The organism is Cupriavidus alkaliphilus, from assembly GCF_014191175.1.
GTDB lineage: Bacteria > Pseudomonadota > Gammaproteobacteria > Burkholderiales > Burkholderiaceae > Cupriavidus > Cupriavidus alkaliphilus.
This window is the reverse complement of sequence record NZ_JACHWE010000014.1, coordinates 1-24,744: the sequence shown is the minus strand read 5'-3', so window position 1 is coordinate 24,744 and position 24,744 is coordinate 1. Positions and strand designations below refer to the sequence as shown.

24 protein-coding genes are annotated in these 24,744 nt (G+C 69.4%); 6 read left to right on the top strand and 18 right to left on the bottom strand.

From position 1 onward, the window contains the following. Positions 1–143 precede the first annotated feature (143 nt). From hslU to FHX60_RS27225, 4 genes are all read right to left on the bottom strand, one after another. Complete coding sequence (gene hslU, locus FHX60_RS27240; RefSeq protein WP_012351484.1) at positions 144–1,475, bottom strand: ATP-dependent protease ATPase subunit HslU; 1,332 nt, start codon at positions 1,473–1,475, stop codon at positions 144–146. A gap of 55 nt (positions 1,476–1,530) precedes the next feature. Continuing rightward, a complete protein-coding gene (gene hslV / locus FHX60_RS27235) occupies positions 1,531–2,067 on the bottom strand; it encodes an ATP-dependent protease subunit HslV (RefSeq protein ID WP_183285168.1) in 537 nt (178 codons plus the stop codon). Between the two features lie 235 nt (positions 2,068–2,302). Then, complete coding sequence (locus tag FHX60_RS27230; protein WP_092317866.1) at positions 2,303–3,289, bottom strand: tripartite tricarboxylate transporter substrate-binding protein; 987 nt, start codon at positions 3,287–3,289, stop codon at positions 2,303–2,305. Between the two features lie 285 nt (positions 3,290–3,574). Continuing rightward, positions 3,575–4,474 carry an alpha/beta fold hydrolase gene (locus FHX60_RS27225; RefSeq protein ID WP_183285167.1) on the bottom strand — a complete coding sequence of 300 codons (900 nt, stop codon included), beginning with the start codon at positions 4,472–4,474 and terminating at the stop codon, positions 3,575–3,577. Positions 4,475–4,579: 105 nt separating this feature from the next. On the opposite strand from FHX60_RS27225, the gene FHX60_RS27220 reads away from it, so the two are divergent. The 6 genes from FHX60_RS27220 to FHX60_RS27195 all read left to right on the top strand — a co-directional run bounded on the left by FHX60_RS27220 (position 4,580) and on the right by FHX60_RS27195 (position 11,539). Then, positions 4,580–5,101: a Fur family transcriptional regulator gene (locus FHX60_RS27220; protein WP_183285166.1), complete on the top strand. Its 522-nt coding sequence runs from the start codon at positions 4,580–4,582 to the stop codon at positions 5,099–5,101. A 28-nt stretch (positions 5,102–5,129) separates the two neighbouring features. Beyond that, a complete protein-coding gene (locus FHX60_RS27215) occupies positions 5,130–6,221 on the top strand; it encodes a CobW family GTP-binding protein (protein ID WP_183285165.1) in 1,092 nt (363 codons plus the stop codon). 610 nt (positions 6,222–6,831) lie between these two features. After that, a complete protein-coding gene (gene dksA / locus FHX60_RS27210) occupies positions 6,832–7,251 on the top strand; it encodes an RNA polymerase-binding protein DksA (protein WP_010813282.1) in 420 nt (139 codons plus the stop codon). Between the two features lie 236 nt (positions 7,252–7,487). After that, positions 7,488–8,783: a GTP-binding protein gene (locus FHX60_RS27205; protein ID WP_112777353.1), complete on the top strand. Its 1,296-nt coding sequence runs from the start codon at positions 7,488–7,490 to the stop codon at positions 8,781–8,783. Further along, positions 8,773–9,171, top strand: coding sequence for a hypothetical protein (locus FHX60_RS27200; protein WP_183285164.1), 399 nt, complete (start codon positions 8,773–8,775; stop codon positions 9,169–9,171). The genes FHX60_RS27205 and FHX60_RS27200 overlap by 11 nt, the downstream gene beginning before the upstream one ends. Positions 9,172–9,331: 160 nt before the next feature. Continuing rightward, positions 9,332–11,539: a TonB-dependent receptor gene (locus FHX60_RS27195; RefSeq protein ID WP_183285163.1), complete on the top strand. Its 2,208-nt coding sequence runs from the start codon at positions 9,332–9,334 to the stop codon at positions 11,537–11,539. 76 nt (positions 11,540–11,615) lie between these two features. Here FHX60_RS27195 and FHX60_RS27190 read toward each other — a convergent pair whose 3' ends face one another. From FHX60_RS27190 to FHX60_RS27125, 14 genes are all read right to left on the bottom strand, one after another. Continuing rightward, positions 11,616–12,572, bottom strand: coding sequence for an MBL fold metallo-hydrolase (locus FHX60_RS27190; protein ID WP_183285162.1), 957 nt, complete (start codon positions 12,570–12,572; stop codon positions 11,616–11,618). Beyond that, entirely contained in the window at positions 12,542–12,802 is a 261-nt protein-coding gene (locus FHX60_RS27185) for a DUF1289 domain-containing protein (RefSeq protein WP_112777356.1), read from the bottom strand. The genes FHX60_RS27190 and FHX60_RS27185 overlap by 31 nt, the downstream gene beginning before the upstream one ends. Positions 12,803–12,812: 10 nt before the next feature. Then, positions 12,813–13,241 (bottom strand): thioesterase family protein, encoded by a 429-nt coding sequence (locus FHX60_RS27180; RefSeq protein ID WP_112777357.1) that lies wholly within the window; start codon positions 13,239–13,241, stop codon positions 12,813–12,815. Continuing rightward, positions 13,238–13,756 (bottom strand): YbaK/EbsC family protein, encoded by a 519-nt coding sequence (locus FHX60_RS27175; protein ID WP_183285161.1) that lies wholly within the window; start codon positions 13,754–13,756, stop codon positions 13,238–13,240. Before FHX60_RS27175 ends, FHX60_RS27180 begins: the two co-directional genes overlap by 4 nt. A 26-nt stretch (positions 13,757–13,782) precedes the next feature. Beyond that, on the bottom strand, positions 13,783–14,718 hold the full coding sequence (locus tag FHX60_RS27170) for a hydroxymethylglutaryl-CoA lyase (RefSeq protein WP_116335878.1): 936 nt from the start codon (positions 14,716–14,718) through the stop codon (positions 13,783–13,785). Between the two features lie 64 nt (positions 14,719–14,782). Beyond that, entirely contained in the window at positions 14,783–15,724 is a 942-nt protein-coding gene (locus tag FHX60_RS27165) for a 2-hydroxyacid dehydrogenase (RefSeq protein ID WP_116603125.1), read from the bottom strand. 127 nt (positions 15,725–15,851) lie between these two features. Next, positions 15,852–17,894, bottom strand: coding sequence for an acetyl/propionyl/methylcrotonyl-CoA carboxylase subunit alpha (locus tag FHX60_RS27160; RefSeq protein ID WP_183285160.1), 2,043 nt, complete (start codon positions 17,892–17,894; stop codon positions 15,852–15,854). A gap of 82 nt (positions 17,895–17,976) precedes the next feature. Next, positions 17,977–18,999: a biotin synthase BioB gene (bioB, locus tag FHX60_RS27155; RefSeq protein ID WP_092318330.1), complete on the bottom strand. Its 1,023-nt coding sequence runs from the start codon at positions 18,997–18,999 to the stop codon at positions 17,977–17,979. An 18-nt stretch (positions 19,000–19,017) separates the two neighbouring features. Continuing rightward, complete coding sequence (bioD, locus tag FHX60_RS27150) at positions 19,018–19,782, bottom strand: dethiobiotin synthase (protein ID WP_183285159.1); 765 nt, start codon at positions 19,780–19,782, stop codon at positions 19,018–19,020. Continuing rightward, complete coding sequence (gene bioF, locus FHX60_RS27145; protein WP_112777481.1) at positions 19,779–20,993, bottom strand: 8-amino-7-oxononanoate synthase; 1,215 nt, start codon at positions 20,991–20,993, stop codon at positions 19,779–19,781. The genes bioD and bioF overlap by 4 nt, the downstream gene beginning before the upstream one ends. Continuing rightward, positions 20,983–22,401 (bottom strand): adenosylmethionine--8-amino-7-oxononanoate transaminase, encoded by a 1,419-nt coding sequence (gene bioA, locus FHX60_RS27140; protein WP_183285158.1) that lies wholly within the window; start codon positions 22,399–22,401, stop codon positions 20,983–20,985. Before bioA ends, bioF begins: the two co-directional genes overlap by 11 nt. 322 nt (positions 22,402–22,723) lie before the next feature. Further along, positions 22,724–23,512 (bottom strand): enoyl-CoA hydratase/isomerase family protein, encoded by a 789-nt coding sequence (locus FHX60_RS27135; RefSeq protein WP_112777479.1) that lies wholly within the window; start codon positions 23,510–23,512, stop codon positions 22,724–22,726. Between the two features lie 52 nt (positions 23,513–23,564). Continuing rightward, the gene (locus FHX60_RS27130; RefSeq protein WP_183285157.1) at positions 23,565–24,461 is read right to left on the bottom strand and encodes a dienelactone hydrolase family protein; all 897 of its coding nucleotides are present in this window, start codon (positions 24,459–24,461) and stop codon (positions 23,565–23,567) included. A gap of 40 nt (positions 24,462–24,501) precedes the next feature. After that, positions 24,502–24,744 (bottom strand): carboxyl transferase domain-containing protein (locus tag FHX60_RS27125; protein WP_311731108.1); only part of this gene is annotated, 243 nt, incomplete at its 5' end.

The following is a 24,744-nucleotide window of genomic DNA, read 5'->3' as shown; positions in this document are numbered from 1 at the left end:
GTGCGCAAGGGTCGCATCGCCCGCCAGCGCCGGCCAGCGGGCTTACCAATGCTTACGAGCCTTACCGGGATGTGGCAGCTGGAAACGCACGGACATGAAAAAAGGCGCACCGCGGTGCGCCTTCATTGGGCCGGCTGCGGGCTTTACAGCACGTAGCGCGACAGGTCCTCGTTGCCGGCGAGGTCGCCCAGCCGTTCTTCCACGTACGCCGCGTCGATGGTCACGGTCTCGCCGGACGACTTGCTGGCGTGGAACGACAGGTCTTCCAGCAGCCGCTCCATCACCGTATAGAGCCGGCGCGCGCCGATGTTCTCGACCTTCTCGTTGACCGAGAACGCGATCTCGGCGAGCCGGCGGATGCCGTCAGGCGCGAACACCAGGTTGACCTCTTCGGTGTTCAGCAGCGCCTGGTACTGCTTGGTCAGACTGGCATCGGTCTGCGTCAGGATGGCCTCGAAGTCCTGCACCGACAGCGATTCCAGTTCCACGCGGATCGGGAAGCGGCCCTGCAGCTCGGGGATCAGGTCGCTCGGCTTGGACAGGTGGAACGCGCCCGAGGCGATGAACAGGATGTGGTCGGTCTTGATCATGCCGTACTTGGTGTTCACCGTGGTGCCCTCGACCAGCGGCAGCAGGTCGCGCTGCACGCCCTGGCGCGACACCTCGCCGCCGCCGATATCGCTGCGGCTGGCGATCTTGTCGATCTCGTCCAGGAACACGATGCCGTTCTGCTCGACGTTGGCGATGGCCTTGTGCTTGAGCTCCTCGTCGTTGACCAGCTTGGCGGCCTCTTCGTCGATCAGCAGCTTGAACGCTTCCTTGACCTTCATCTTGCGGCGCGCCTTCTTGCCCTGGCCCAGGCCGGCGAACATGGTGCGGATCTGCTCGGTCATGTCTTCCATGCCCGGCGGGCCCATGATGTCCATGCTGGGCATGCCGGCGGAGACTTCAAGCTCGATGTCCTTGTCGTCGAGCTGGCCTTCGCGCAGCTTCTTGCGAAACACCTGGCGCGTGTTGGAATCCTTCTCTTCCGGCTGCGAGAAGCCGATATCGCGCGGCGGCGGCAGCAGCACGTCGAGCAGCCGGTCCTCGGCGGCGTCCTCGGCCTTGGTGCGCACCTTCTTCATCTCGGATTCGCGCGTCTGCTTGATCGCCATCTCGGCGAGGTCGCGCACGATGGTGTCGACGTCGCGGCCGACATAGCCAACCTCGGTGAACTTGGTCGCCTCGATCTTGATAAAGGGCGCGTCGGCCAGCTTGGCCAGGCGCCGTGCGATCTCGGTCTTGCCGACGCCGGTCGGACCGATCATCAGGATATTCTTGGGGGTGATTTCCTGGCGCAGCGGCTCGGCCACCTGCTGGCGGCGCCAGCGGTTGCGCAGCGCCACCGCCACGGCCTTCTTGGCCTTGTTCTGGCCGATGATGTGCTTGTCGAGTTCGGAAACGATTTCCGACGGGGTCATGGTGTGCGACATGGTATCCGTTCAGTTGGGGCGCGGTGCGGGGGCGGCCCCCGCGGGTGCCGGCGGCTTATTCCAGCGTCTCGATGACGAAATTGGTGTTGGTGTAGATGCAGAGCTCGCCGGCGATGGTCAGCGCCTTCTCCACCACGGCCTTCGGCGCCATCTCGGTGTTCTCCATCAGCGCCTTGGCCGCCGACTGCGCATACGCGCCGCCCGAGCCGATCGCGGCGATGCCGCCTTCGGGATCCAGCACGTCGCCGTTGCCGGTGATGACCAGCGTGGTGTCGCGGTCGGCGGTGATCAGCATGGCCTCCAGTCGGCGCAGCGCGCGATCCGAGCGCCAGTCCTTGGCGAGATCGACCGCGGCGCGCGTCAGGTTGCCCTGGTATTTCTCGAGCTTGGCCTCGAAGCGGTCCAGCAGCGAGAAGGCGTCGGCGGTGCTGCCGGCAAACCCGACCAGTACCTTGCCGTTGTAGATGCGGCGCACCTTGCGCGCGGTGCCCTTCATCACGATATTGCCGAGCGTGACCTGACCATCACCGCCCAGCGCGACCTGATTGCCGCGGCGGACGCTGACGATGGTAGTGCCGTGATACTGTTCCATGGTGGCTTCCGTGAATATGTCAGGACCGTAGTTGGCGACGCCCCCGCACGGTTTCAAGGCCTGTCGCGCACCTCGCCGGCGGCGGCAGTCTGACCAATATAGGATGCCCGCCCTCGCTGGTCGCGGCGATCCGGAAACAAAAAGGGCCATGCGCAACGCATGGCCCTCGGGCGGGACGCACCGGCCAGCAGGCCGGCGCGCCGCATCAATCACTCCTTCAGAGCAGTCCGCTAGATCAGTCCGCGTACACGCCGGCCTTCTTGATGACCGGGGTCCACTTGTTGATCTCGGCGCCCAGGAAGGTGCGCAGCGAATCCGGCGTGGCGCGCTGCGCCGGCACGGCCTCGGCGCCCAGCTCGGCCATCTTGGCGCGGAAGGCCGGGTCTGCCACCGACTTCTGCAGCGCCGCCGACAGCTTGTCGATCACCGGCTTGGGCGTGCCCTTGGGTGCGTACATGGCGTGCCAGATCTTCACTTCGACGCCCGGCAGGCCCTGCTCGGCGGCGGTCGGAATGTCCTTGAAGGCTTCCACGCGGCGCGACTGCATGGCCGCGTACGGCTTGAGCGCGCCCGCCTTGAGCTGGCCGGCGATATTGGTGGTCTGGTCGCACATCAGGTTGACCTGGCCGCCCAGGATGTCGGTCAGTGCCGGCGCCGTGCCCTTGTACGGCACCGTGGTCAGCTCAGTCTGGATCGCGCTCTGGAACAGCAGGCCGCACAGGTGCGAGGCCGAGCCGATGCCGGCATTGGCCAGCGACAGCTTGCTGGCGTTGGCCTTGATATACGGCAGCAGCTCCTTGAAGGTGTTGGGCGGCAGCGACTTGTTGCCCACCAGCACCATCGGCACGTCGGCGATCTCGCCGACCATTTCAAAGTCCTTGAGCGGATCGAAGCCGAGGTTGCGATACAGCGCCGGGGCCGTGGACATGCCGATATGGTGGATCAGCACAGTGTGGCCATCGTTCTTGGCCTGGACCACCTTCTTGGCGCCGATGGTGCCGCCGGCACCGCCGAGGTTCTCGATCACGATGGTCGCGCCCAGGTGCTTGGACATGATCATGGTCAGTTCGCGCGAGACCTTGTCGGTCGGGCCGCCCGCGGCAAACGGCACCACCGCCGTCACCGGCTTGCTGCCCGGATATTCCTGGGCGTACGCGCCCGTCGCCACACCCATCGCGCTGACTGCCATAGCGGCCGCGACCATCTTTGCCACTCGTTTCATGCTCTCTTCTCCTGGTTCCCGGTGATACCCGTCTGCAATGCGCTGCCGCCGGCCCGGCGCCCGCTTGCGGGCGCACCCGCGCGGTCTCGCTGGCCGCGCTTGGACCATGCCGGCTGACAGCGCTGCCCCACCGTAAACGGCAAGGGCGGATCTTGATGTTAACAACAGCAGACAATAGGCAGGTATAGGGGCTAACCCGCCTGCAATCCGCGGCATATGGCGGGAAACGGGGAAGATATGGCAGCAATCGCCCATAAAGGCTGCGTTGGCGACACCCTGGCCGGGCTAGCGGAAGAAGCCGAGCATTTCCTCCAGCAGCGGCTCAGGGGCTTCCTCGGGGATGTAATGGCCGCAGGGCAGCGCGCGCCCGCTTACGTCCGCGGCCACTTCCTGCCACAGCGCCAGCGGCTCGAAGCAGCGTGCCACCACGCCGTGCTCGCCCCACAGCACGCGCAGCGGCAGCGCCAGGCGGCGCCCGGCCTCGCGCTCGGCGCGGTCGTGCTCGAGGTCGATGGTGGCGGCGGCGCGGTAGTCCTCGCACATGGCGTGCACGCGGGCCGGGTCGCGCATCGCCGCGGTGTAGGCGGCCATGGCGTCGGGGGCGAACGCGGCCAGGCCGGCGTGGCGCAGCCCCATCAGCTTCTGGATGTAGAAATCCGGCTCGGCGTTGATCAGGGTCTCGGGGAACGGCGCCGGCTGGATCAGGAAGAACCAGTGCCAGTAGGCGGCGGCAAACGCCATGCTGGTGCGCTCGTACATGGCCAGCGTGGGCGCGATGTCGAGCAGCATGGCACGGCTGACCGCCTCGGGATGGTCCAGGCACAGCCGGTGCGAGACGCGCGCGCCGCGGTCATGGCCGCACAGCGCAAAGCGATGGAAACCGAGCGCCGCCATCAGCGCCACCTGGTCCTGCGCCATGGTGCGCTTGCTGTAGCGCTCGTGACCGGCATTGCCGGGCGGCGCCGCACTGCTGCCGTAGCCGCGCAGATCGGTGGCGATCACGGTGAAGTGGTCGGCCAGCGCGGGCGCCACCCGGTGCCAGATCAGGTGGCTTTGCGGGTGGCCGTGCAACAGCAGCAGCGGCGGCCCCGAGCCGCCCCGCACCCCGGCGATCTCGACCTCGCCGACCTGTTGCCGGAACGGTTCGAAATTCGGGAACAGCAGGGCGCTCGCGTCATTCAGCATGGGGGTCTCCGCTCAGGTGGTCCTGTGCCGATCATAGGCGCAATCCGCCGTCGCGGCTGACGCAACTGAATTGCAACAACCGTAGGGCTATGGTTAAATCCGGCCATGACCCGTCCCAGTCCGGACCGGCCGGCCCTGGCGCCGGAACCGGCAATCCCGACCCCGGCGGCCCTGGAGGCCGCCCATGAACGCCTGCGCCGGCTGGGCGCGCGCGTGACCCAGCCGCGGCTGTGCATCCTGGCCTGCCTGATCGGCAGCGACGAGGCGCTGACGCACCAGGCCGTGATCGACCGGCTGCCCGAGGCCGGCGAGACCATCGACCGTGTCACCGTCTACCGTGTGCTGGACTGGCTGGTGGACCAGGGCGTGGCGCAGAAGCGCGCCGGCAACGACCGCGTGTTCCGCTTCAGCCTGGTCGAGCACGAGGCCGCGCGCGCGCAGGAGCATCGCCAGCACAGCCATTTCCACTGCACCCGCTGCGACCGCACCTTCTGCCTGGACGATGCCGCCGCCCCGGCGCAGCCGGCCGCGCCGCGCGTGCCCAGCGGCTTTGCCATCGAACATGTCGAACTGACCGTGAACGGCGTCTGCGCCGAATGCGGCAAGCGTGCGCGCGCCGCCCACTGACCGGCACTCATTTCCCGGAGAACCAACAATGTCCAAACTGATCCCGGTCACGATCCTGACCGGCTTTCTCGGCAGCGGCAAGACCACCCTGCTCAAGCGCATCCTGAACGAGCAGCACGGCATGAAGATCGCCGTGATCGAGAACGAGTTCGGCGAAGAGAACATCGACAACGAGATCCTGGTGCAGGATGGCCGCGAGCAGATCGTGCAGATGAGCAACGGCTGCATCTGCTGCACCATCCGCGGCGACCTGGTGCAGGCGCTGTCGACGCTGCTGACGCGCCGCGACGCCGGCGAGATCGACTTCGACTGCGTGGTGATCGAAACCACCGGCGTGGCCAACCCCGGCCCGGTGGCGCAGACCTTCTTCATGGACGAGGAAATCGCCTCGCGCTACCTGCTCGACGCGGTGATCACGCTGGTCGACGCCAAGCACGCCCACCTGCAGCTGGACAAGCAGGAAGAGGCGCAGCGCCAGGTCGGCTTTGCCGACGCCATCTTCATCACCAAGTCCGACCTGGTAAGCGAAGCCGATGTGGCCGAGCTGCGTCACCGCCTGCTGCACATGAACCCGCGCGCGCCGATCCGCCTGGTCAATTTCGGCGAGGCCCCGATCGACACCATCTTCGACTTGCGCGGCTTCAACCTGAACGCCAAGCTCGAGATCGACCCGGAATTCCTGCGCGCCGAGGAACACGACCACGCGCACGACCACGACCATGAACACGGCGACCATTGCGGCGCCGACTGTGGCCACGACCACGATCACGATCACGGCCATGGACATGGCCATGCGCACGACCACCATCACCACCACCACCATACCGACCGCATCGCGTCGTTCGTCTTCCGCAGCGACAAGCCGTTCCACTACGGCAAGCTGGAAGAATTCCTGTCCGGGATCCTGGCGGTCTACGGGGAAAAACTGTTGCGCTACAAGGGCGTACTATATATGGAGGGGGTGGACCGCAAAGTGGTGTTCCAGGGCGTTCACCAGCTGATGGGCAGCGACATCGGTGCCAAGTGGGAAGACGAGACCCCGGGCACGCGCATGGTGTTCATCGGCGTGGACCTGCCCCGCGACGCCATCCTCAAGGGCCTGGAGAACTGCCTGGCCTGAGTGCGCCTGCCGTCTCATGGGCGGCATCCCTTCCGACACCGCCGCGCGGCTGCCCCCCGTTCGGGGTACCGGGGAAATACCGAAGCGCCAGCCGGTTTTCCCCATATCTCCGAAAAATTTGTTCAAGTACAATAGGCCGGATTTGATACCGGTGGCGCACCTTTTTCCCGCCGCCGGTGTCCGGTCCACCGCTCGCCGGTGGACTTGCAGGGCGGCGGTTGTCGTCAGCATGAGGCAGGCCGCCAGCAGGTGCGGTCGCAGTGCTTCGTGCGGAGACCGCCTGTTCCGCTTGGGGTACCCCGACGCGCGCCGTCACTGACTGACGCGAGAGAGAGGTGTCCCCATGACAGCCGCAACGAAGACCAAAGAAAGCCGCAGCAAGACTGGTAGTGCAGCGGCAGAGACGCTCAAGGCGCAGCCTGTGAAGGCCGCGCCCGCTCCCCGCGGCAGTACGGCGAACGCCGAAGCGGGCGCAAGGAAGGGAGGCCCGCGAAGCAGCAAGACTGCAGCCAGCCAGAGTGAAACAACCGTGGCGCGCAAGCGCGCGGACAGCGCACCCGCGCGGACTGAGACGCCGCCGGCCGCATCAACAAGAGAATCAGCAGCAACCATGAGCAGCAACAAACTTCTGACTGAAGCTGAAATCCTGAAGATGAGCGACAAGGATTACATGAACGAAGCGCAGCTCGCTTTCTTCAAGCACCGCCTTGAACAGCTGCGCGACGAAATCCTGAAGAACGCTGACCAGACCACGGAACACCTGCGCGAAACCGTGATCGTGCCGGATCCGGCCGACCGCGCCACCATCGAGGAAGAACACGCGCTGGAACTGCGCACGCGCGACCGCGAGCGCAAGCTGCTGAAGAAGGTCGAGCAGTCGCTGCAGCGCATCGAGTCCGGCGACTACGGCTGGTGCGAGGAAACCGGCGAGCCGATCGGCGTGCCGCGCCTGCTGGCACGGCCCACCGCGACGCTGTCGCTGGAAGCGCAGCAACGCCGCGAACTGCGCCAGAAGCTGTTCGGCGACTGAAGCACGGCGCGCCGGCCAGCCGGCGCAGCCTGCGCAACATGACGGCCCGGGTACCCGGGCCGTTTGTTTTTTGGGCCCCACCCCGGGCCCTTGTCGCGCCATGGCCACGGCCTACCATTGAGAATCATCCGGCTGTTGCCGCCGCGGCCTTTCTGGTAAATTCGCAACCTTGTTGCAACAGCGCGCCCGCGACCCTTGCGCGCTGCGTTGCCCCCTCCACTTTCCCTGCTGCTGCCATGGCTGATCGCCTGCCCGTCACCGTGCTGTCCGGTTTTCCCGGCGCCGGCAAGACCACGCTGCTGAACCACCTGCTCGCGCATGGCGCGCGCGGGCGTGTCGGCGTGCTGGTCTGCGGCGCGCAGGACGGGCAAGCGCTGGCGCCCTTGCCGCCCGGTTGCGAGGCCGCGCTGCTGCCCTCGGGCGAGCCGCTGCTCGCCGAAGCCGCAAGGCTGGCCGCCACCGGCCGTTTCGACGCGCTGCTGGTGGAAGCCGACGGCCTGGACGAGCCGCTGGCGATTGCCGAAGGCTTCCTGTTCGAGGCCGAGCATGGCGCGGGGCCCGTCGCGGCCGTGCAGCCCGACACGCTGGTGACCGTGGTCGATGCCGCCACCGTGCTGCGCGACCTCAACGAAGCCGAGTTCCTGGCCGACCGTGGCCTGGCGCAGGGCCAGGACGACGACCGCACCGTGGCCGAAGTGCTGGTCGCGCAGATCGAAGGCTGCGACGTGATCGTGCTGAACAAGGCCGACCTCGTCGGCGCCGCCGAGCTGGCGCGGCTGCGCGCGGCGCTGCAGGCGCTGAACCCGCGCGCCGACATCGTCGAAGCCCGTTTCGGCGAGGTGCCGCCCGGGCGCGTGCAGGGCACCGGCCGCTTTGATTTCGAAGCCGCCGCCAATGGCGCCGGCTGGCTTGCCGCGCTGCGTGGCGAGGCGCCCGCGGCGGACGCCGCCAGCGGTGTGTCCACGCTGGTCTACCGCCGCCGCCGTCCGTTCGACCCGCAACGCTTCGCCGACCTGATTCATACCGAATGGCTGCGCGAGCATGGCAGCGTGCTGCGCTCCAAAGGCCTGTTCTGGCTGGCGAGCCGGATGGAGACCGCGGGCGACTGGAACCAGTCCGGCGGCGTCTGCCGCCATGGCGGCGCCGGCGCCTGGTGGGCGGCGCTGGACCCGGCGCAATGGCCGGCCGACGCCGCCGAACGCGCGGAAGTCGAAGCCGACATGCACGACGCCGGCGCCCCGGCGCCGTTCGGCGACCGCCGCCAGGAACTGGTGCTGATCGGCCTGGACCTGGACCATGCCGCGCTGCAGGCCCGTCTCGACGCCTGCCTGCTGAGCGATGCCGAGATGGCCGCCGGCGTGGAAGCCTGGGCCGCCTGTCCGGACCCGTTCCCGACCTGGGTCGACGATTTCGACGACGACCACGATCACGCCCATGGCCACGACCACGACCATGGCGACGACTGCGGCTGCGGCGATCCCGGCCACGATCACAATCACGGCCGCCAGGGTGGCCACCCCCATGCGCACTGACGGGTTCGCCCGCCTGCGCGCGCACGGCCCGGGCCTCTGGTCCGCGCTGTGGCTGGCGCTGTGCCTGCTGCTGGCGCAGCATGCCGGGCTGACCCACCGCATCGTCCACGGCGGCCTGCCGGCGCCGGCCAGTGCCCCCGCGGCGGCAAACGCCGCCGCGTCCGACAATGACCCGCACCCGCTGTCGCAGGCCTTCAGCGGGCACTCGTGCGTGCTGTTCGATGGCGCCACCGTCGCCGACACGCATTGCGGCAAGCTGCCACCGCTGCAGCTTGCCTTCGGCAAGCCGGTCAAGCCCGCCAGCCTGGCCTGGCGCTGGCCCGACCTGCCCTCAGCCCAGCCCTTCCAATCGCGCGCCCCGCCGGCGCCGGCCATCGCCCTCGCCTGATCCGGGAACGCGGCCAGCGCCGCGCCCCCGCCGTCTTACGCATTCCGAGCTGAACACGCGCCCTGCCGGCCGCGCTGCCATGCCCATCACGGGCGTGCCGCGCCTGGCCGGACACCGCCGTGCCAGCCGGGCCGATTGCCACTGCCTTGCTCCGCGCGCCATGTCGAAGAACCGTTACACCGCCCGCCGTCACACCCAGCCTGCCACCCCGCGCCTGACTCCGCTGGCAGCACTTGCCGCCTCCCTGACCGCCACGCTGGCCACCGCCCTGGTGGCGCCCGCCGCACTGGCGCAGACCGCCACGGCGCCGGCCGCCGAAGCCGCCCCCGCCGCCGTCCCTGCTGCCGCTCCAGCCACCCCGGCCGGCGCCACGCTGCGCGAAGTCGTGGTCACCGCCAACCCGCTGGGCAGCGACCTGAACGAGATGGTGGCGCCGGTCTCCACGCTGGGCGGCGACGCGCTGGCGGTGCGCCAGGCCAGCACGCTGGGCGAGACCCTGGACAAGCTGCCCGGGGTGTCGTCCACATACTTCGGCCCCAACGCCAGCCGGCCGGTGATCCGCGGCCTCGACGGCGACCGCATCAAGGTGCTGCAGAACGGCGGCACCACGGTCGACGCCTCGACGCTGTCCTATGACCACGCCGTGCCGGTGGACCCGCTGGTGGCCGAGCGCATCGAAGTCGTGCGCGGCCCGGCGGCGCTGATGTACGGCGGCAATGCCATCGGCGGCGTGGTCAACGTGATCGACAACCGCATCCCCAAGGAGCCGATCGAAGGCGTCGGCGGCGCGGTCGATGCCAGCGCCACCGCCGGCGGCGACCAGGCACGCAACGCCAGCGCGCTGATCGAGGCCGGCAACGGCAGGTTTGCCGTCCACGCCGATGCCTTCGCGCGCAAGACCAGCGACCTGCGCATCCCCGGCTACGCGCGCAGCGACCGCCTGCGCAACGCCGAGCCGCTGCCCGAAGGCGAGGCCGAACCCTACGGGCGCCTGCCCAATACCAGCGCCGACCAGCAGGGCGGCTCGCTGGGCGGCTCCTACACCTGGGCCGACGGCTTCCTCGGCGCCAACTACAGCGCCTACCGCAACGACTACGGCACGCCCGCCGAGGACGCGGTGCGGCTGAAGATGAAGCAGGACCGCTTCGCGCTGGAAGGCGAGGCGCGCAACCTGGCCGGCAACACCGGCGGCTGGTTCGAGTCGGTCAAGGGCAAGGTCAGCTTCACCGACTACGAGCACCGCGAAATCGAGGACGGCGAGACCGGCACCATCTTCAAGAACCGCGGCTGGGACGCGCGCTTCGAGGCCAGACACGCGAAGATCGGCAACCTGACCGGCGTGATCGGCACGCAGTTCGGGCATACCAACTTCTCGGCGCTGGGCGAAGAGGCCTTCGTGCCCAGCACCAACACCGACAACGCCGCGCTGTTCCTGTTCGAGGAAATGCCGCTGACCGCCGGCGGCGACCTGAAGCTGAACTTCGGCGGCCGGCTCGACCACAGCAGCGTCAAGGCCAGCGCCAACGGCAACGACCGCTTCGCCGATGCCAGCCGCAGCTTCAACGCCACCAGCGCCTCGGCCGGCCTGCTGTACAAGATGAACCCGGCGTGGTCGCTGACCAGCAACGTGTCCTACACGGAACGCGCGCCCACCTTCTACGAGCTGTACGCCAACGGCCCCCACGTCGCCACCGGTGCCTGGGAAGTCGGCGATCCCAACGCCAACAAGGAGCGCGCCACCTCGATCGACCTGGGCGTGCGCTTCAAGTCAGGCGCGCACAGCGCCAGCGTGTCGGGCTACTACAGCCGCTTCGCCAACTACCTCGCGCTCAGCGCCACCGGCCGCGCGCGCGACGAAGCCGGCGACGTGGTCGCCGTCGGCAGCCCGGACGCGCTGCCCGAGTTCCAGTACCTGGGCGTGCCGGCGACGCTGTACGGCTTCGAGGCCGAAGGCAAGACGCGCCTGCTGCAGAAGATGCTGACCAGCAGCGACACGCTGGACTTCGAGGCGCGCGCCGACTACGTGCGCGGGGAAAACCGCGACACCGGCGAGCCGCTGCCGCGGCTGGCGCCGCTGCGCCTTGGCGGCGCGCTGGTGTACGGGGCCGGGCCGTGGGGTGCGCGCGTGGATGTCACGTATGCGGCCAAGCAGACGCGCGTGCCCAACAACGACACGCCGACCGATGCCTATACGCTGCTGAGCCTGGCGCTGACCTACAAGTTCAAGGTGGCGGGCACGCAAACCCTGGTGTACCTGCGCGGGGACAACCTGACCAACCAGGACGCGCGCAACGCGGCATCGATCCTGCGGGATATCGCGCCGCTGGCGGGCAGGAGTGTGAAGGTGGGGTTCAGGACGTCGTTCTGAGGCTAGCCTGCAAGCGCCAATTGTGTGCTCCCTCTTCCGCTTGCGGGAGAGGGGCGCAAACCAGCGGCCACGGCATTCAATCCCGATTCACCACCCATTCCCCCTCGACCTGCGCCGCCCCGACGCGCGCCAGCGCCCCCACCGTCTGCGCGCACAGCTCCGCCATCTGCTGCCCCGGCATAAAGCGCTCACGCATGTGGGCCATCAACGGCGCCGCTTCCATCCAGGCGGCCAACGCCGCCAGCGTCATCCGCTGCGCCTCGAGCAGCTTGAATTTCACCAGCACCTTGACCGCATGGGCGGCATTGCGCGCCGGGTCGGCGCTCAGGTACGCCAGGCGTCCCTGCGCGCGCTCGACCGCCGCGGCGACGTCGGTGAACACGCTGCCGTGGCCCGGGATCACCACGCGCACGTCGAGCTGCGCGATGCGCGCCAGCACCGCCGCCTGTTCGGCAAAGCCGCTCTCGCCCTCCAGTTCGGGAAAGATCACGCCGAAACCGTTCTGCCACAGCGCGTCGCCGGAAATCAGGATGCGCTCGGCCGGCGCGAACAGCATCACCGCGTGCGGGTCATGCCCGGGGGCCGCCACCACCAGCCAGTCGATGCCGCCCAGGCGCAGCGTGTCGCCGTCGTTCAGCACGCTGTCGAAGGCAAAGCGGTCGCATTGCTGGCCGGTGGCCTTGTAGCTGAGCGCATCCGTGTCCCACGCGGCCACGGCATCGGCCTCGGCCGCGGGGATCGCGGTGCGCGGCTGCCAGCGTGCCTGCAGCGCGGCGTTGCCGCCGCAGTGGTCGGAGTGCAGATGGGTGTTGATCACGCGCGCCAGCGGCCGGCCCTTCAGCGCGGACGCCACCAGTGCCACCGTCTGTGGCGCGTGGGTGACGTAGCCGGTGTCGACCAGCGCCGTATCGTCGCCGTCGGCGAACAGGATGTTGTTGGCCGACAGCCAGCCGCGCTCGAACACGCGCATGGATGGCGGCAACTGCGGGACCGGGCTTGCACTCAAGGGGATGCCTCCTCGCCCGCCAGCCATGCTGCGCGCTGCGGCAGTTGCGCCCACACGTGGCGCTTGTCTTCGTCGCTGGCCGAGGACCAGCCGGCGATTTCGTCGATCGTGCGCAGGCAACCCGCGCAGTAGCCGCTGAACGGGTCCATGTGGCAGATGTTGCGGCATGGCGAAGGCACCGGCGACGCGCGCAGCGCGAGCTCGGCTTGCACCGCCAGTTCAGCCGCGGAGGGGACGGGCGCGGGCATGGTGGCCATCGGACAGCGCTCAGCCGGCCGCGCGCGCGGCCTTGGCCGCGACCTTCTGGTTGAAGCGGCCGGCGTCGATCAGGTGGCGCTCGTGCACGCCCTCCGAGATCTTGTCCTCGCCGTCCCACGCGCTCAACTGGAAGCGCAGGCGGCGCCCGTCGACCTCGACCAGCTCGCCCCTGACCGTCACCGTCATGCCCGGCGGCGTGGGCGCCAGGTGCGAGAAGCTGACCAGCGTGCCGAGCGACTGCTCGCGCGGCCAGTCCAGGTGCTCGCGCAGCATCTGCAGGCAGGCGCACTCCATGATGCCGACCAGGTAGCCGGTGGCCAGCACGTCGGGCATCTCGGGGCAGCCCGGGATATCGTCATACAGGCGCGGCACCGTGGCCTTGGGCGGCACCGTGTATTGCCAGGTGAACGCCAGGCCGGGGCGCAGGTCCGGGCTCATGCCGCGGCTCCGGGGGTGCCCGCCGCGGGGATCGCGACATCGGCCACTTCGGCCCCGGTCATCTGCTGCAGCTGGTGCGGCGTCAGGTTGAACACCGCATGCGGATGGCCGGCCGCGGCCCACAGGCTGTCATAGCGGAACAGGTCCTGGTCCAGCAGCATCACCGGCGCCACCGCATGGCCGATCGGGCAGACCCCGCCGATGGCATAGCCGGTCTTCTCGCGCACGAAGCGCGCGTCGGCCTTGCCCAGCGCGCCCACGCGCGCGGCCACCTTGGCCTCGTCGACGCGGTTGCTGCCGCTGGCGATCACCAGCACCGGCGCGCCGTCGGCGACGCGGCGGAAAATGATGGACTTGGCGATTTCCGCCACGCTGCAGCCCAGCCCCGCCGCGGCCTCGGCCGAGGTCTTGCCGGTGGCGGGCAGCATCACCACGGGCCGGTCGTGGCCCAGCCCCGCCAGCAGGTCGGCCACGCGCTGCGCGGACTCGGGCAGCGCTTCGTCAGGCATCGTCATGCAGTCTCCTGTTTGCGGCCGCGCGCTTAGACGCAGGCCGGTGCCGCGTCGCTGGCGGCGGCCCATTTGGTCAGCAGGGCGCGGCCCACGCGCGAACTGTTGGCGCGGCCGATCGCCTGCGAGATGTAGTCGCCGGCGCGCACCACCGCTTCCAGGTCGATGCCGGTGTGGATGCCCATGCCGTGCAGCATGTACAGCACGTCTTCGGTGGCGACATTGCCGGTGGCGCCCTTGGCATAGGGGCAGCCGCCCAGGCCCGCGACCGAGGCATGGAAGATCGCGACGCCCACTTCCAGGCTGGCCAGGATGTTGGACAGGGCCTGGCCGTAGGTATCGTGGAAATGGCCGGAGAGCCGGTCCAGCGCAAACTCCGCCGCCGCGGCGCGCATCACTTCCTGCACGCGCACCGGCGTGCCCACGCCGATGGTATCGGCGATGTCGATCTCGTCGCAGCCCAGCTCGCGCATGCGGCGCACCACGTCGACCACCGAGCTGACCGGCACCTCGCCCTGGTACGGGCAGCCGAGCGCGCACGAGATGCTGCCGCGCAGGCGCACGCCCTGCTCCTTGGCCGCGGCCGCCACCGGCGCAAAGCGCGCGATCGACTCGGCGATCGAGCAGTTGATGTTCTTCTGCGAGAACGCCTCGCTGGCCGCGCCGAAGATCACCACCTCGTCGGCCCCGGCCGCGATCGCGCCCTCGAAGCCCTTCATGTTCGGCGTCAGCGCCGAATACAGCGTGCCCGCACGGCGCTGGATGCGCGCCATCACGTCGGCGCCGTCGGCCATCTGCGGCACCCATTTGGGCGACACGAACGAGGCGGCCTCGATATTGACGAAGCCGGCGTCGGTGAGCTGGTTGATCAGCGCGACCTTCACGTCGGTCGGCACCATTGCCTTCTCGTTCTGCAGGCCGTCGCGCGGACCCACTTCAACGATCTTCACGTAGTTCGGCATGGTCATGGCTGTCTCCTGTCCTTTATTCGGTGGGGTATGGTTGGCTCGTATGGCGGGCTGGTGTAGCCGGTCAGTAGCCGCGTTGCAGGTCGACCACGCCCGCGATCGGCTGGCCGGCGCGCAGCGCGCGGATCTTGCCGGCGATCTGCGCGATGCTGTCCTCGCGCAGCGTCAGCGCCGAGATATGCGGGGTAATGGTGATGCGCGGCTCCTGCCAGAACGGGTGCTCGGCGGGCAGCGGCTCGGTGCGGAACACGTCCAGCGTGGCGCCCGCGACCTGGCCGGCCTGCACCGCCGCGAGCAGGTCGGCTTCGACCAGGTGCTGGCCGCGCGCGACATTGATCACGTAGGCGCCCTGGGCCAGCTTGCCGAACAGTTCGCCATTCAGGATGTTCTCGGTCTGCGGCGTCAGCGGCAGCACATTGACCAGCACCCGCAGGCCGTCCAGGAACGGCGCGCGGCCGGCATCGCCGTGGAATCCCACCACGCCCTCGACGGCGCGCGCGGTGCGGCTCCAGCCCCGCACCGGGAAGCCGAAGCCGGCCAGCGTGCGCGCGATATGCGTGCCCAGCGTGCCGATGCCCATCACGCCGATGGTGAAGTCTTCGCGGCGGTGCGGCTTGAGGAATTTCCACTTGCCGGCCTGTGCCTGGGCGGCGTAATCGTCCAGCCTGCGGAAATAGCGCAGCACGGCGGAGGTGACGTACTCGGCCATCTGGGCGGCCATGCCGGCGTCGTCCAGCCGCACGATCGGCACGCCGGCCGGCAGTGCCTGCGGATCCTCGTCGCGCAGGCGCAGGATGCCGTCGACACCGGCACCGAGGTTGAACACCGCCTTCAGGTCGGTGCGGCCGCGCAGCATGTCGACGGGCGGGCGCCAGACCACGGCGTAATCGGCCGGCTCGCCACGGCTGTCCTCCCACGTGACGCATTGCGCTTCCGGCAGCGCTTCGGCAAAGCCCGCGATCCACGGGTCGTAGCGGCCATCGGGCACGTACAACTGCAACTTCATCTTGTCTCCAGCAGAATTCTGGTGGGGTAAAAGCGTATTCTGGCAGAGGAACCGGACCCCGGCTGGCGGATGCAACGGTGATCGCACCCGACTTGCGGCCCGGCAGCGACGCCTGCGGCTGCCAACGTCACTTGCTCTCGAACGCCAGCAGTTGCGCCCCTTCGGCGACCTGCTCGCCGACCCCGTACAGCACCTCGCTGACCACCCCGTCGGCCGGCGCGCTGATGGTGTGCTCCATCTTCATCGCCTCCATCACCAGCAGCGGCGCGCCGCGCGCGACCGTGCTGCCGGCCTCGACCATCACGGCGATGACCTTGCCCGGCATCGGCGCGGTCAGCTTGCCGCCCTCGCCTTCGGCCTCGCCGGCATGCGCGAGCGGGTCGAGCCAGGCCAGGCTCACATGCCGCCCGGCGTAGAAGACGTGGAAGGTATCGCCATCGGCATGCACCTGTCCGTGCGTGCGCCGCGTGCCGAGGTTGACGCGGAGATCGCCGGCCTGGCAGGTATAGGCAAAGGGCGCGGCCTGGTCGGCGTAGATCAGCGTGCTGCCGCGTGCATTGCTGTCCAGCTTCACGTCTAGCACCTGCTCGCCATAGCCGAAGCGCAGCGTGCGCGACACGCCGCCATTGAGCCGCCAGGCGCCGGCGTGGGTCCACGGCGAGTGCTGGTCAGCGGCGTCGATGCGGCGCTGCTGGATTTCGCGCGCCAGCAGCGCCGCCACCGCCAGCGCGATCAGCTCCATGCCGACCGGCGCGGGCGGCGGGAACAGGACCGCCTCGTTGCGCTCGATCAGCCCGGTGTCGAGGTCGGCGGTGCGGAACGCTTCCGACTTCACCAGCCGCTGCAGGAAGGCCACGTTGGTCGACAGCCCTACCACGTGGTACGCCGCCAGCGCCTGGCGCATGCGCGCCAGCGCCTCGTCGCGGTCCTTGCCCCAGACGATCAGCTTCGCGATCATCGGGTCGTAGAACGGACTGATGGTGTCGCCCTCGCGCACGCCGGCGTCGATGCGCACGCCGGCCGGGCCGTGCGGGTTTGCGTCAACCCCGTCGCCACGCATGAACTGCACCGCCGGCGGCGTGCGCAGGAAGCGCAGCGTGCCGGTGGACGGCAGGAACTGCTTGTCGGGATTCTCGGCGTAGATGCGCGCCTCCAGCGCATGGCCGTCGATGCGCAGCTGCTCCTGCGCCAGCGGCAGCGGCTCGCCGGCAGCGACGCGCAACTGCCATTCGACCAGGTCCTGCCCGGTGATCATCTCGGTCACCGGGTGCTCGACCTGCAGGCGCGTGTTCATCTCCATGAAGTAGAACGAGCCGTCCTCGCCGTTGGAATAATCGGCGATAAATTCCACCGTACCGGCGCCGACGTAGCCGACGGCTTTTGCCGCGGCCACCGCCGCTTCCCCCATGGCGCGGCGGCGCTCCTCGGTCATGCCCGGCGCCGGCGCTTCCTCCAGCACCTTCTGGTGGCGGCGCTGCACCGAGCAGTCGCGCTCGAACAGGTAGACGCAATTGCCGTGGGTGTCGGCGAACACCTGGATCTCGATATGGCGCGGGCGCGTCAGGTACTTCTCCACCAGCACCTTGTCGTCGCCGAAGCTGGCCGACGCCTCGCGCTTGACCGACGCCAGCGCGGCCTCGAAGCCGTCGCCGGACTCGACCACGCGCATGCCCTTGCCGCCGCCGCCCGCGCTGGCCTTGAGCAGCACCGGATAGCCGATGCGGTCGGCCTCGCGCCGCAGCAGCGCCGGGTCCTGGTCCTCGCCGTGGTAGCCCGGCACCAGCGGCACCGACGCCTTTTCCATCAACTGCTTGGCCGCGCTCTTGCTGCCCATCGCATGGATCGCCGACGCCGGCGGCCCGATAAAGACCAGACCCGCCGCGGCGCAGGCCTCGGCGAAGGCTTCGTTCTCGGACAGGAAGCCGTAGCCCGGGTGGATGGCCTGGGCGCCGCTCTCCTTCGCCATCTCGATGATGTGGTCGGCGCGCAGGTAGCTGTCGCGCGCGGCGGCGCCGCCGATATGCACCGCCTCGTCGCAGAAGGCGACGTGGCGCGCCTCGGCGTCGGCATCGGAATACACAGCGACGGTGCGGATGCCCAGCCGGCGGCAGGTGGCGGCCACGCGGCAGGCGATTTCACCGCGGTTGGCAATCAGGATCTTGCTGAACATGCGCGCTCCTTGTTATCCCGGTAAACGGGATATTACGGCGGCGCGCCGTCCAGCGGGCACTTTCCTGCCGCGGTAGCCCGGGTTACCCCGCGTAGCCCTCGGCGCGGATGTCGAGGCGGGCCAGCAGGGCGCGATCGCGGTCGGCCTGCGGGTTGCCGGTGGTCAGCAGCTTTTCGCCGTAGAAGATCGAATTGGCGCCGGCCATGAAGCACAGCGCCTGCAGCGCTTCGTCCATGGCCTCGCGGCCGGCCGACAGCCGCACCATCGCTTGCGGCATGGTGATGCGCGCCACCGCGATGGTGCGGACGAACTCGAACGGGTCCAGCGCCTCGGTGCCGGCCAGCGGCGTGCCCTCGACCTGGACCAGGTTGTTGATCGGCACCGACTCCGGATACGGGTCCATATTGGCCAGCTGCGCGATCAGCCCGGCGCGCGCCTCGCGCGACTCGCCCATGCCGACGATGCCGCCGCAGCAGACGTTGATGCCGGCATCGCGCACATGGCCGATGGTGTCGAGCCGGTCCTGGTAGGTACGCGTGGTGATGATCTTGCCGTAGAACTCGGGCGAGGTGTCGAGGTTATGGTTGTAGTAGTCCAGGCCGGCTTCCTTGAGCTGCTGCGCCTGCTCGGCCTTGAGCATGCCCAGCGTGACGCAGGTCTCAAGGCCCATCGCCTTGACTTCGCGCACCATGTCCATCACCGGCTCCAGGTGACGGTCCTTGGGGCTGCGCCAGGCGGCGCCCATGCAGAAGCGCGTGGCGCCATTGGCCTTGGCCGCGCGCGCGGCATCCAGCACTTCCTCCAGCGCCATCAGCTTCTCGGCCTTGACGCCGGCATCGTGGTGCGCGCTCTGCGGGCAGTAGCCGCAATCCTCCTCGCAGCCGCCGGTCTTGATCGACAGCAGCGTCGACAGCTGCACGGTGTTGGCATCGAAGTGTTCGCGGTGCACCTGCTGGGCGCGGAACAGCAGGTCGTTGAACGGCAGCGCGAACAGCGCGGCGACGTCATCGACACGCCATTTGGCGTCGTCCGGCAAGGCATGCTGGCGCGCGGTCTGGCGCAGCGATTCGGCGGAGATGGTGGTAACGGTGTGGGCTTGGGTCATGATCAATGGAATTTTTGTTCAGGCAGCCAGGCCGGCGGCCTCGGCCTGGTATCGGGTGGCGGCCGTCAACAGCGGCGCAAGGTCGAGCCGGTCCGCCGCGGCGGCGGGCGCCAGTTGCCACGGCAGCTCGCCCAGGCACGGCGCGTCGAGCGACGCGTGCAGCGTGGCGATGTTCTCGTCGGCCAGCAGCATGTCCGGGTCGACCCGGTTGGCGATCCAGCCGGCCAGCGGCAGGCCGCGCGCGCGGATGGCTTCGGCGGTCAGCACGGCGTGGTTCAGGCAGCCGAGCCGGATGCCGACCACCATCACCACCGGCACGCCCAGCATCACGGCGAGGTCGGCAGTGTTCCAGCGCACCGCGCCGGCGTCGAGCGGCACGTTGAAACCGCCCACGCCCTCCACCACCACGGCGTCGGCCTGGCGGCGCAGCGCGTCGAAGGCGTCGCGAATGGGCGCGCGCGTGATGCGCACGCCTTCCTGCGCCGCCGCCAGGTGTGGCGAGCACGGCGTGCGCAGCAGGAACGGGCAGGTCTGGCCCAGCGGCACCGCGACCGAACTGGCGGCGCGCAGCTGCGCCACGTCGTCGTTGTGCCAGTGGCCGTCGCGCCATTCGCTGCCGCTGGCCACCGGCTTCATGCCTGCGGTGCGGTAGCCGGCGCCACGGAACGCATGCAGCAGCGTGGCGCTGGCGTGGGTCTTGCCGATGCCGGTATCGGTGCCGGTGACGAAGCAGGCAAAGGGAGCCACGGGAGCCACGGGAGGCACGGGCGCGCGCGGGTTCATGCGGCCTCCCGCTGCGCCACCGCGGCGCTCAGCGCATCGAGCAGGCGGCGCACATCGGCTTCGGTGTGGGCGGCCGAGAGCGTGATGCGCAGCCGCGCCGTGCCCTCGGGCACGGTCGGCGGACGGATCGCGCCGACGCGGATGCCGTCGGCTTCCAGCGTGGCCGACAGCGCCAGCGCGGCACCGTTGTCGCCGACGATCAGCGGCTGCACCGCGGTCTGGCTGTCGCCCAGGGTCCAGCCCGCGATCGCGGCCAATTGGGCCAGGCCCTGGCGCAGCAGCGCGATGCAGCGCGCCAGTTGCGCGCGGCGCTGCTGGCCCTCGTCGCCTTCGATGATGGCCAGGCTGGCCAGCAGCGCATGCGCGACCGCGGGCGGCGCGGCCGTGGTGTAGATATACGGCCGCGCGGTGTTGACCAGATGCTCGATGATGGTCTCGTGCGCGGCGACGAAAGCGCCCGCCACGCCGGCAGCCTTGCCAAGCGTGCCGATGTAGACAAAGCGTTCTGACGACAGTCCAAGCGCTTCCAGCACGCCATGCCCGCGCTCGCCGAGCACGCCGAAGCCGTGGGCATCGTCGACGACGATCCACGCGTCATAACGCTCGGCCAGCGCCAGCAGCTGGCGCAGCGGCGCGACGTTGCCGTCCATGCTGAACACGCTGTCGGTGACGATCAGCTTGCGTGCGCTGGTGCTGGCCGCGAGCAGCGCTTCCAGCGCAGCGGTGTCGCAATGCGGGTAGCGCTGCACCTCGGCACGCGCCAGCCGTGCGCCGTCGATCAGCGAGGCATGGTTGAGCGACTCGCAGAACAGCGTCGCGCCGGCCGCGCCCAGCGCGGTCAGCACCGCCATGTTGGCCATGTAGCCGGTGCAGAAGTACAGCGTGCGCGCCTGCGCGATATGCGGCGCAAACCAGCGTGCCAGTTCGGCCTCCAGCTGCGCGTGCGCGAGCGAATGGCCGCTGACCAGGTGCGAGGCGCCGCTGCCGGCGCCGTAGCGCTGCGCGCCTTCCACCAGCGCGGCGATCACGTGCGGATGGTTGGCCAGCCCGAGGTAATCGTTGCTGCAGAAGGTCAGCAGCGATTCAGCCTCGGTCCCGTCCTCGCCCACGGCCTGGTGCGGCGCGCACGCGCTGTGGGCAATGCGGCGGCGGCGCGTCAGCGCCAGCGCATGGCGCTGTTCGGCGGCCTGCTTCAGTTGTTCAAGCAGCATGGCGCACCTCCTTGCCCGCGGTCCCGGTCACTTGCGCGGTCACGTCGTCGAGCGTGGCCAGCATCTGTTCGCCCAGCCAGCGCGCCTGCGCGGCGTCGAAGACGTAGGGCGGCATCACATAAAGCGTATTGCCGATCGGGCGCACCAGCAGCTCGCGCGCGCGCGCGGCATGGTGGAAGCGCGCGGCGAAGTCGGCGCCGGCAACGTCGTCGCGCACATCGGCGGCCCAGATCAGGCCGCGCTGGCGCACATGCCGCACGCGCGCGTCGGCGGCCAGCGCGGCCATGCCGTCGGCCAGCCACTGCGCGCGGTCGCGGTTGCGCGCCAGCACATCGTCCTGCGCGAACAGGTCCAGCGTGGCCAGCGCCGCGCGGCAGGCGAGCGGGTTGCCGGTGTACGAGTGCGAATGCAGGAAGCTGCGCGCGAGCTCGTCGGCGACGAAGGCGCGCTGGATTTCCGGGCGCGACAGCACCAGCGACAGCGGCAGGTAGCCGCCGCTGATGCCCTTGGACAGGCACAGGAAATCGGGCCAGGCATGCGCGGGCAGCGCCGCCTCGGTGCCGCGCGACTGTTCCCACGCGAAGAAGGTGCCGGTGCGCCCGCAACCCACCGCGATCTCGTCGGCGATCAGGTGCACGCGGTAACGGTCGCACAGCGCGCGCACGCCATCGAGGTAGCACGGCTCATGCATCGCCATGCCGGCGGCGCCCTGCACCAGCGGCTCGACGATCAGCGCGGCAATGGCGCCGGCGCGCTCGCGCAGCAGCGCCTCCAGCTCCGCCAGCGCGCGCGCCGCCACGTCGGCGCCGGTCTCGCCGCGCCGGGCCTGCCGTGCATCGGGCGACATCACCACATGCGCGCGGCGGATCAGCGCGTCGTAGGCATCGCGGAAGATCTCCACGTCGGTGACGGCGAGCGCGCCCACGGTTTCGCCGTGGTAGCCGTGGCGCAGGCAGACGAACTCGCGCTTGGCCGTCAGGCCGGTGTTGCGCCAGTAATGGAAGCTCATCTTCAGCGCGATCTCGACCGCCGAGGCGCCGTCCGAGGCGTAGAACACATTGCCCAGCGCGCCGCCCGTCAGCGCCGACAGGCGCTCGGCCAGCTCCACCGCGGGCGCGTGCGTGCAGCCCGCGAGCATCACGTGCTCGAGCGTCTCCAGCTGGCTTGCCAGCGCGGCATTGATGCGCGGGTTGGCATGGCCGAACAGGTTGACCCACCAGGAACTGGTGGCGTCGAAGTAGCGCTGGCCGTCGGCATCGTGCAGCCACGGGCCTTCGCCGCGCACGATCGCCAGCGGCACGGCGTCATCGTCAGGACGCAGGCGCGTGCACGGATGCCAGACGGCGGCGCGGCTGCGCTGGCCGAGGCCGGGTGCACCGCTGCCTGGGGAAAGGGACAGGTGGTCCAAGATAGCCCTCCTTGGTTGGCCGCCCGCGCTGGCGCCCCCGGCAGGGCCGGTCGGCGCGATGGTGGCGGACGGATTGGGAGGGTCATGGTAGGGAGGACTTCCGGGGCTTGGCAATGCCCCAGGATTTTTCCCGTTAGCGCAGCTTTGACGGGATTTGGCGAACGTTGCCGGCAAGAAGCGCCGCGCTTGTGGCCAGCGTGCCGCCATCTCCACGCAATCGCACGCAGTCTTTATTTATCGGGGTCGCGCTTTCCCATGCCGCGACCGCACTTCCCTGTCCCGAGCGCGGGAGAGAGAAGCAGACCAGCATGCTGCGTTGAACTCAAGCCGGCCGCCACGACGGCGCGCGCTTCTCCAGGAACGACTTCACCCCTTCCCGCCCCTCTTCCGACGCGCGGATCTTCGCGATGCGGTCGGCCGTGTCGGCCAGCAGGTCGTTGTCGATCACGCGCCCGGCGATATCCTGCACCAGCCGCTTGCTCTCGCGCACGGCGTTGGGGCTGTTGGCCACCAGCGCGGCGGTCAGTTCGGCGACCTTGGCGTCGAGCGCCTCGGCCGGCACCACCGCGTGCAGCAGGCCCAGGCGCAGCGCCTCGGCCGCGTCGAAGCGCTCGGCGGTGATGAAGTAGCGGCGCGCGGCCTGCTCGCCCATGGCGCGGATCACGTACGGGCTGATGGTCGCGGGCAGCAGGCCCAGGCGCGCCTCGGACAGGCAGAAATGCGCATGCTCGGCCGCCACCGCGATATCGCACGCGGCCACCAGGCCCATGCCGCCGGCATAGGTGTCGCCCTGGATGCGCGCGATCACCGGGCGCGGGCACGACCAGATGGTATGCAGCATCTGCGCCAGCGTCAGCGCATCGGCGCGGTTCTGGTCGTCGGAATAGCCCGCCATCTTCTTCATCCAGTTCAGGTCGGCGCCGGCGCAGAAGGCCGGGCCGCTGCCGGCCAGCACGATGGCGCGCACCTCGTCCATGTCGCCCAGCGCGCGGAAGGCGCCGGTCAGCTCGGCGATCACGGTCTCGTTGAAGGCGTTGCGCACGTCGGGGCGGTTCAGCGTGACGGTGGCGACGTGGTTGGCGATATTGACGGTCAGGGCAGTGAATTCCATGGTTCGCTCCGTTGGCGGATTTGGCGGATAGTGGGGATAGGGATGATGCGGCTCAGGTGTCCGGATCGAAGGGCAGCCCCAGCGAGCGGAAGAACTCGCCCACCTCGGGCAGCCACGCCGGGATGCCTTCGCGCACGCTGAACAGGCGGTGCGAGTCGGCGCCGAACTCGCCCACGTCGACCAGCCGGGCCTGCGCCGCGGGCCCGCTGGCGCGCGCCTTGAAGGCGTTGAACATACGGCCGGGCAAGGGCACCGGCCAGTAGCTGTCGTTCTCGCCATAGACCCACAGCGAGGGGTAGCGCGCCACACTGCCGTAGGCGGCGAAGGCATCGACCAGGCGCTCTTCCCAGTCGGGGCAGTTCAGGTTGCGCAACCCGCCGGCAAAGTTGACCACGCCGCGCACGCCGGGATAGGCGATGGTGCTGAACGCCATGGTGGTCAGCCCACCGTGCGACTGCCCGATCACGACGATGCGTTCCATGTCGACATAGGGCTGCGTCGCCATGTAGTCGAGCGTGGCGACGACATCGTCGGCCTGCAACATGCCGTTGGTCTCGATGTCGCAGCTGCCGCCGATATAGGCACCGCCCGAGCGCGCAAAGCCCTGCCGCATCGGCAGCACCACCACGTAGCCGCGGCGCAGGAACTCCACGCTCTGCGCCGGAAAGCGCGCGCGCCCCTGCATGCCGGGCCGGCCCGGCGCCTTGCCGTGGTTGATCACCACCAGCGGGAACGGCCCGGCGCCGGCCGGCTTGAACACCGTCGCTTCCAGGTCGATGCGCGACGGGATCGCGGCCTTGGGCAGCATCACCACCTGTTCCTGGAAGCGCACGCGCGCCGCCGACTGGCCGTTGCCGTTCGCCATCTGCGCATGGCCGCACAGCGGTGCCAGCACGGCAAGCACCGTGGCCAGGGCAAGGCGGTGAAACAGGCGGGGGGTGCGGCGCATCAGCAGGCAGGCAATAACAGGTCGGCGGAGACAGACATGCTTACATGCGGAACACGCCGAACTTCATCTCGTCGATCGGCGCATTGAGGCTGGCCGACAAGCCCAGGCCCAGCACCGTGCGCGTCTGCGCGGGATCGATCACGCCGTCGTCCCACAGCCGCGCGCTGGCGTAGTACGGGTGGCCCTGGTGCTCGTACTGGTCGCGGATCGGCTGCTTGAAGGCGTCTTCCTCCTGCGCGCTCCACTGGCCGCCCCTGGCTTCGATGCCATCCCGGCGCACCGT

What these genes read in the sequence shown, in the direction of transcription:
- hslV (WP_183285168.1), bottom strand. Translation starts at nt 2,067, where the DNA reads ATGGAACAGTATCACGGCACTACCATCGTCAGCGTCCGCCGCGGCAAT.
- FHX60_RS27200 (WP_183285164.1), top strand. Translation starts at nt 8,773, where the DNA reads ATGCGCACTGACGGGTTCGCCCGCCTGCGCGCGCACGGCCCGGGCCTC.
- FHX60_RS27180 (WP_112777357.1), bottom strand. Translation starts at nt 13,241, where the DNA reads ATGAGCCCGGACCTGCGCCCCGGCCTGGCGTTCACCTGGCAATACACG.
- FHX60_RS27160 (WP_183285160.1), bottom strand. Translation starts at nt 17,894, where the DNA reads ATGTTCAGCAAGATCCTGATTGCCAACCGCGGTGAAATCGCCTGCCGC.
- FHX60_RS27225 (WP_183285167.1), bottom strand. Translation starts at nt 4,474, where the DNA reads ATGCTGAATGACGCGAGCGCCCTGCTGTTCCCGAATTTCGAACCGTTC.
- bioF (WP_112777481.1), bottom strand. Translation starts at nt 20,993, where the DNA reads ATGCTGCTTGAACAACTGAAGCAGGCCGCCGAACAGCGCCATGCGCTG.
- bioD (WP_183285159.1), bottom strand. Translation starts at nt 19,782, where the DNA reads ATGAACCCGCGCGCGCCCGTGCCTCCCGTGGCTCCCGTGGCTCCCTTT.
- FHX60_RS27215 (WP_183285165.1), top strand. Translation starts at nt 5,130, where the DNA reads ATGTCCAAACTGATCCCGGTCACGATCCTGACCGGCTTTCTCGGCAGC.
- FHX60_RS27190 (WP_183285162.1), bottom strand. Translation starts at nt 12,572, where the DNA reads ATGGCTGGCGGGCGAGGAGGCATCCCCTTGAGTGCAAGCCCGGTCCCG.
- dksA (WP_010813282.1), top strand. Translation starts at nt 6,832, where the DNA reads ATGAGCAGCAACAAACTTCTGACTGAAGCTGAAATCCTGAAGATGAGC.
- FHX60_RS27165 (WP_116603125.1), bottom strand. Translation starts at nt 15,724, where the DNA reads ATGAAGTTGCAGTTGTACGTGCCCGATGGCCGCTACGACCCGTGGATC.
- FHX60_RS27230 (WP_092317866.1), bottom strand. Translation starts at nt 3,289, where the DNA reads ATGAAACGAGTGGCAAAGATGGTCGCGGCCGCTATGGCAGTCAGCGCG.
- bioB (WP_092318330.1), bottom strand. Translation starts at nt 18,999, where the DNA reads ATGACCCAAGCCCACACCGTTACCACCATCTCCGCCGAATCGCTGCGC.
- FHX60_RS27205 (WP_112777353.1), top strand. Translation starts at nt 7,488, where the DNA reads ATGGCTGATCGCCTGCCCGTCACCGTGCTGTCCGGTTTTCCCGGCGCC.
- FHX60_RS27220 (WP_183285166.1), top strand. Translation starts at nt 4,580, where the DNA reads ATGACCCGTCCCAGTCCGGACCGGCCGGCCCTGGCGCCGGAACCGGCA.
- FHX60_RS27135 (WP_112777479.1), bottom strand. Translation starts at nt 23,512, where the DNA reads ATGGAATTCACTGCCCTGACCGTCAATATCGCCAACCACGTCGCCACC.
- FHX60_RS27130 (WP_183285157.1), bottom strand. Translation starts at nt 24,461, where the DNA reads ATGCGCCGCACCCCCCGCCTGTTTCACCGCCTTGCCCTGGCCACGGTG.
- hslU (WP_012351484.1), bottom strand. Translation starts at nt 1,475, where the DNA reads ATGTCGCACACCATGACCCCGTCGGAAATCGTTTCCGAACTCGACAAG.
- FHX60_RS27195 (WP_183285163.1), top strand. Translation starts at nt 9,332, where the DNA reads ATGTCGAAGAACCGTTACACCGCCCGCCGTCACACCCAGCCTGCCACC.
- FHX60_RS27185 (WP_112777356.1), bottom strand. Translation starts at nt 12,802, where the DNA reads ATGGCCACCATGCCCGCGCCCGTCCCCTCCGCGGCTGAACTGGCGGTG.
- FHX60_RS27175 (WP_183285161.1), bottom strand. Translation starts at nt 13,756, where the DNA reads ATGACGATGCCTGACGAAGCGCTGCCCGAGTCCGCGCAGCGCGTGGCC.
- FHX60_RS27170 (WP_116335878.1), bottom strand. Translation starts at nt 14,718, where the DNA reads ATGACCATGCCGAACTACGTGAAGATCGTTGAAGTGGGTCCGCGCGAC.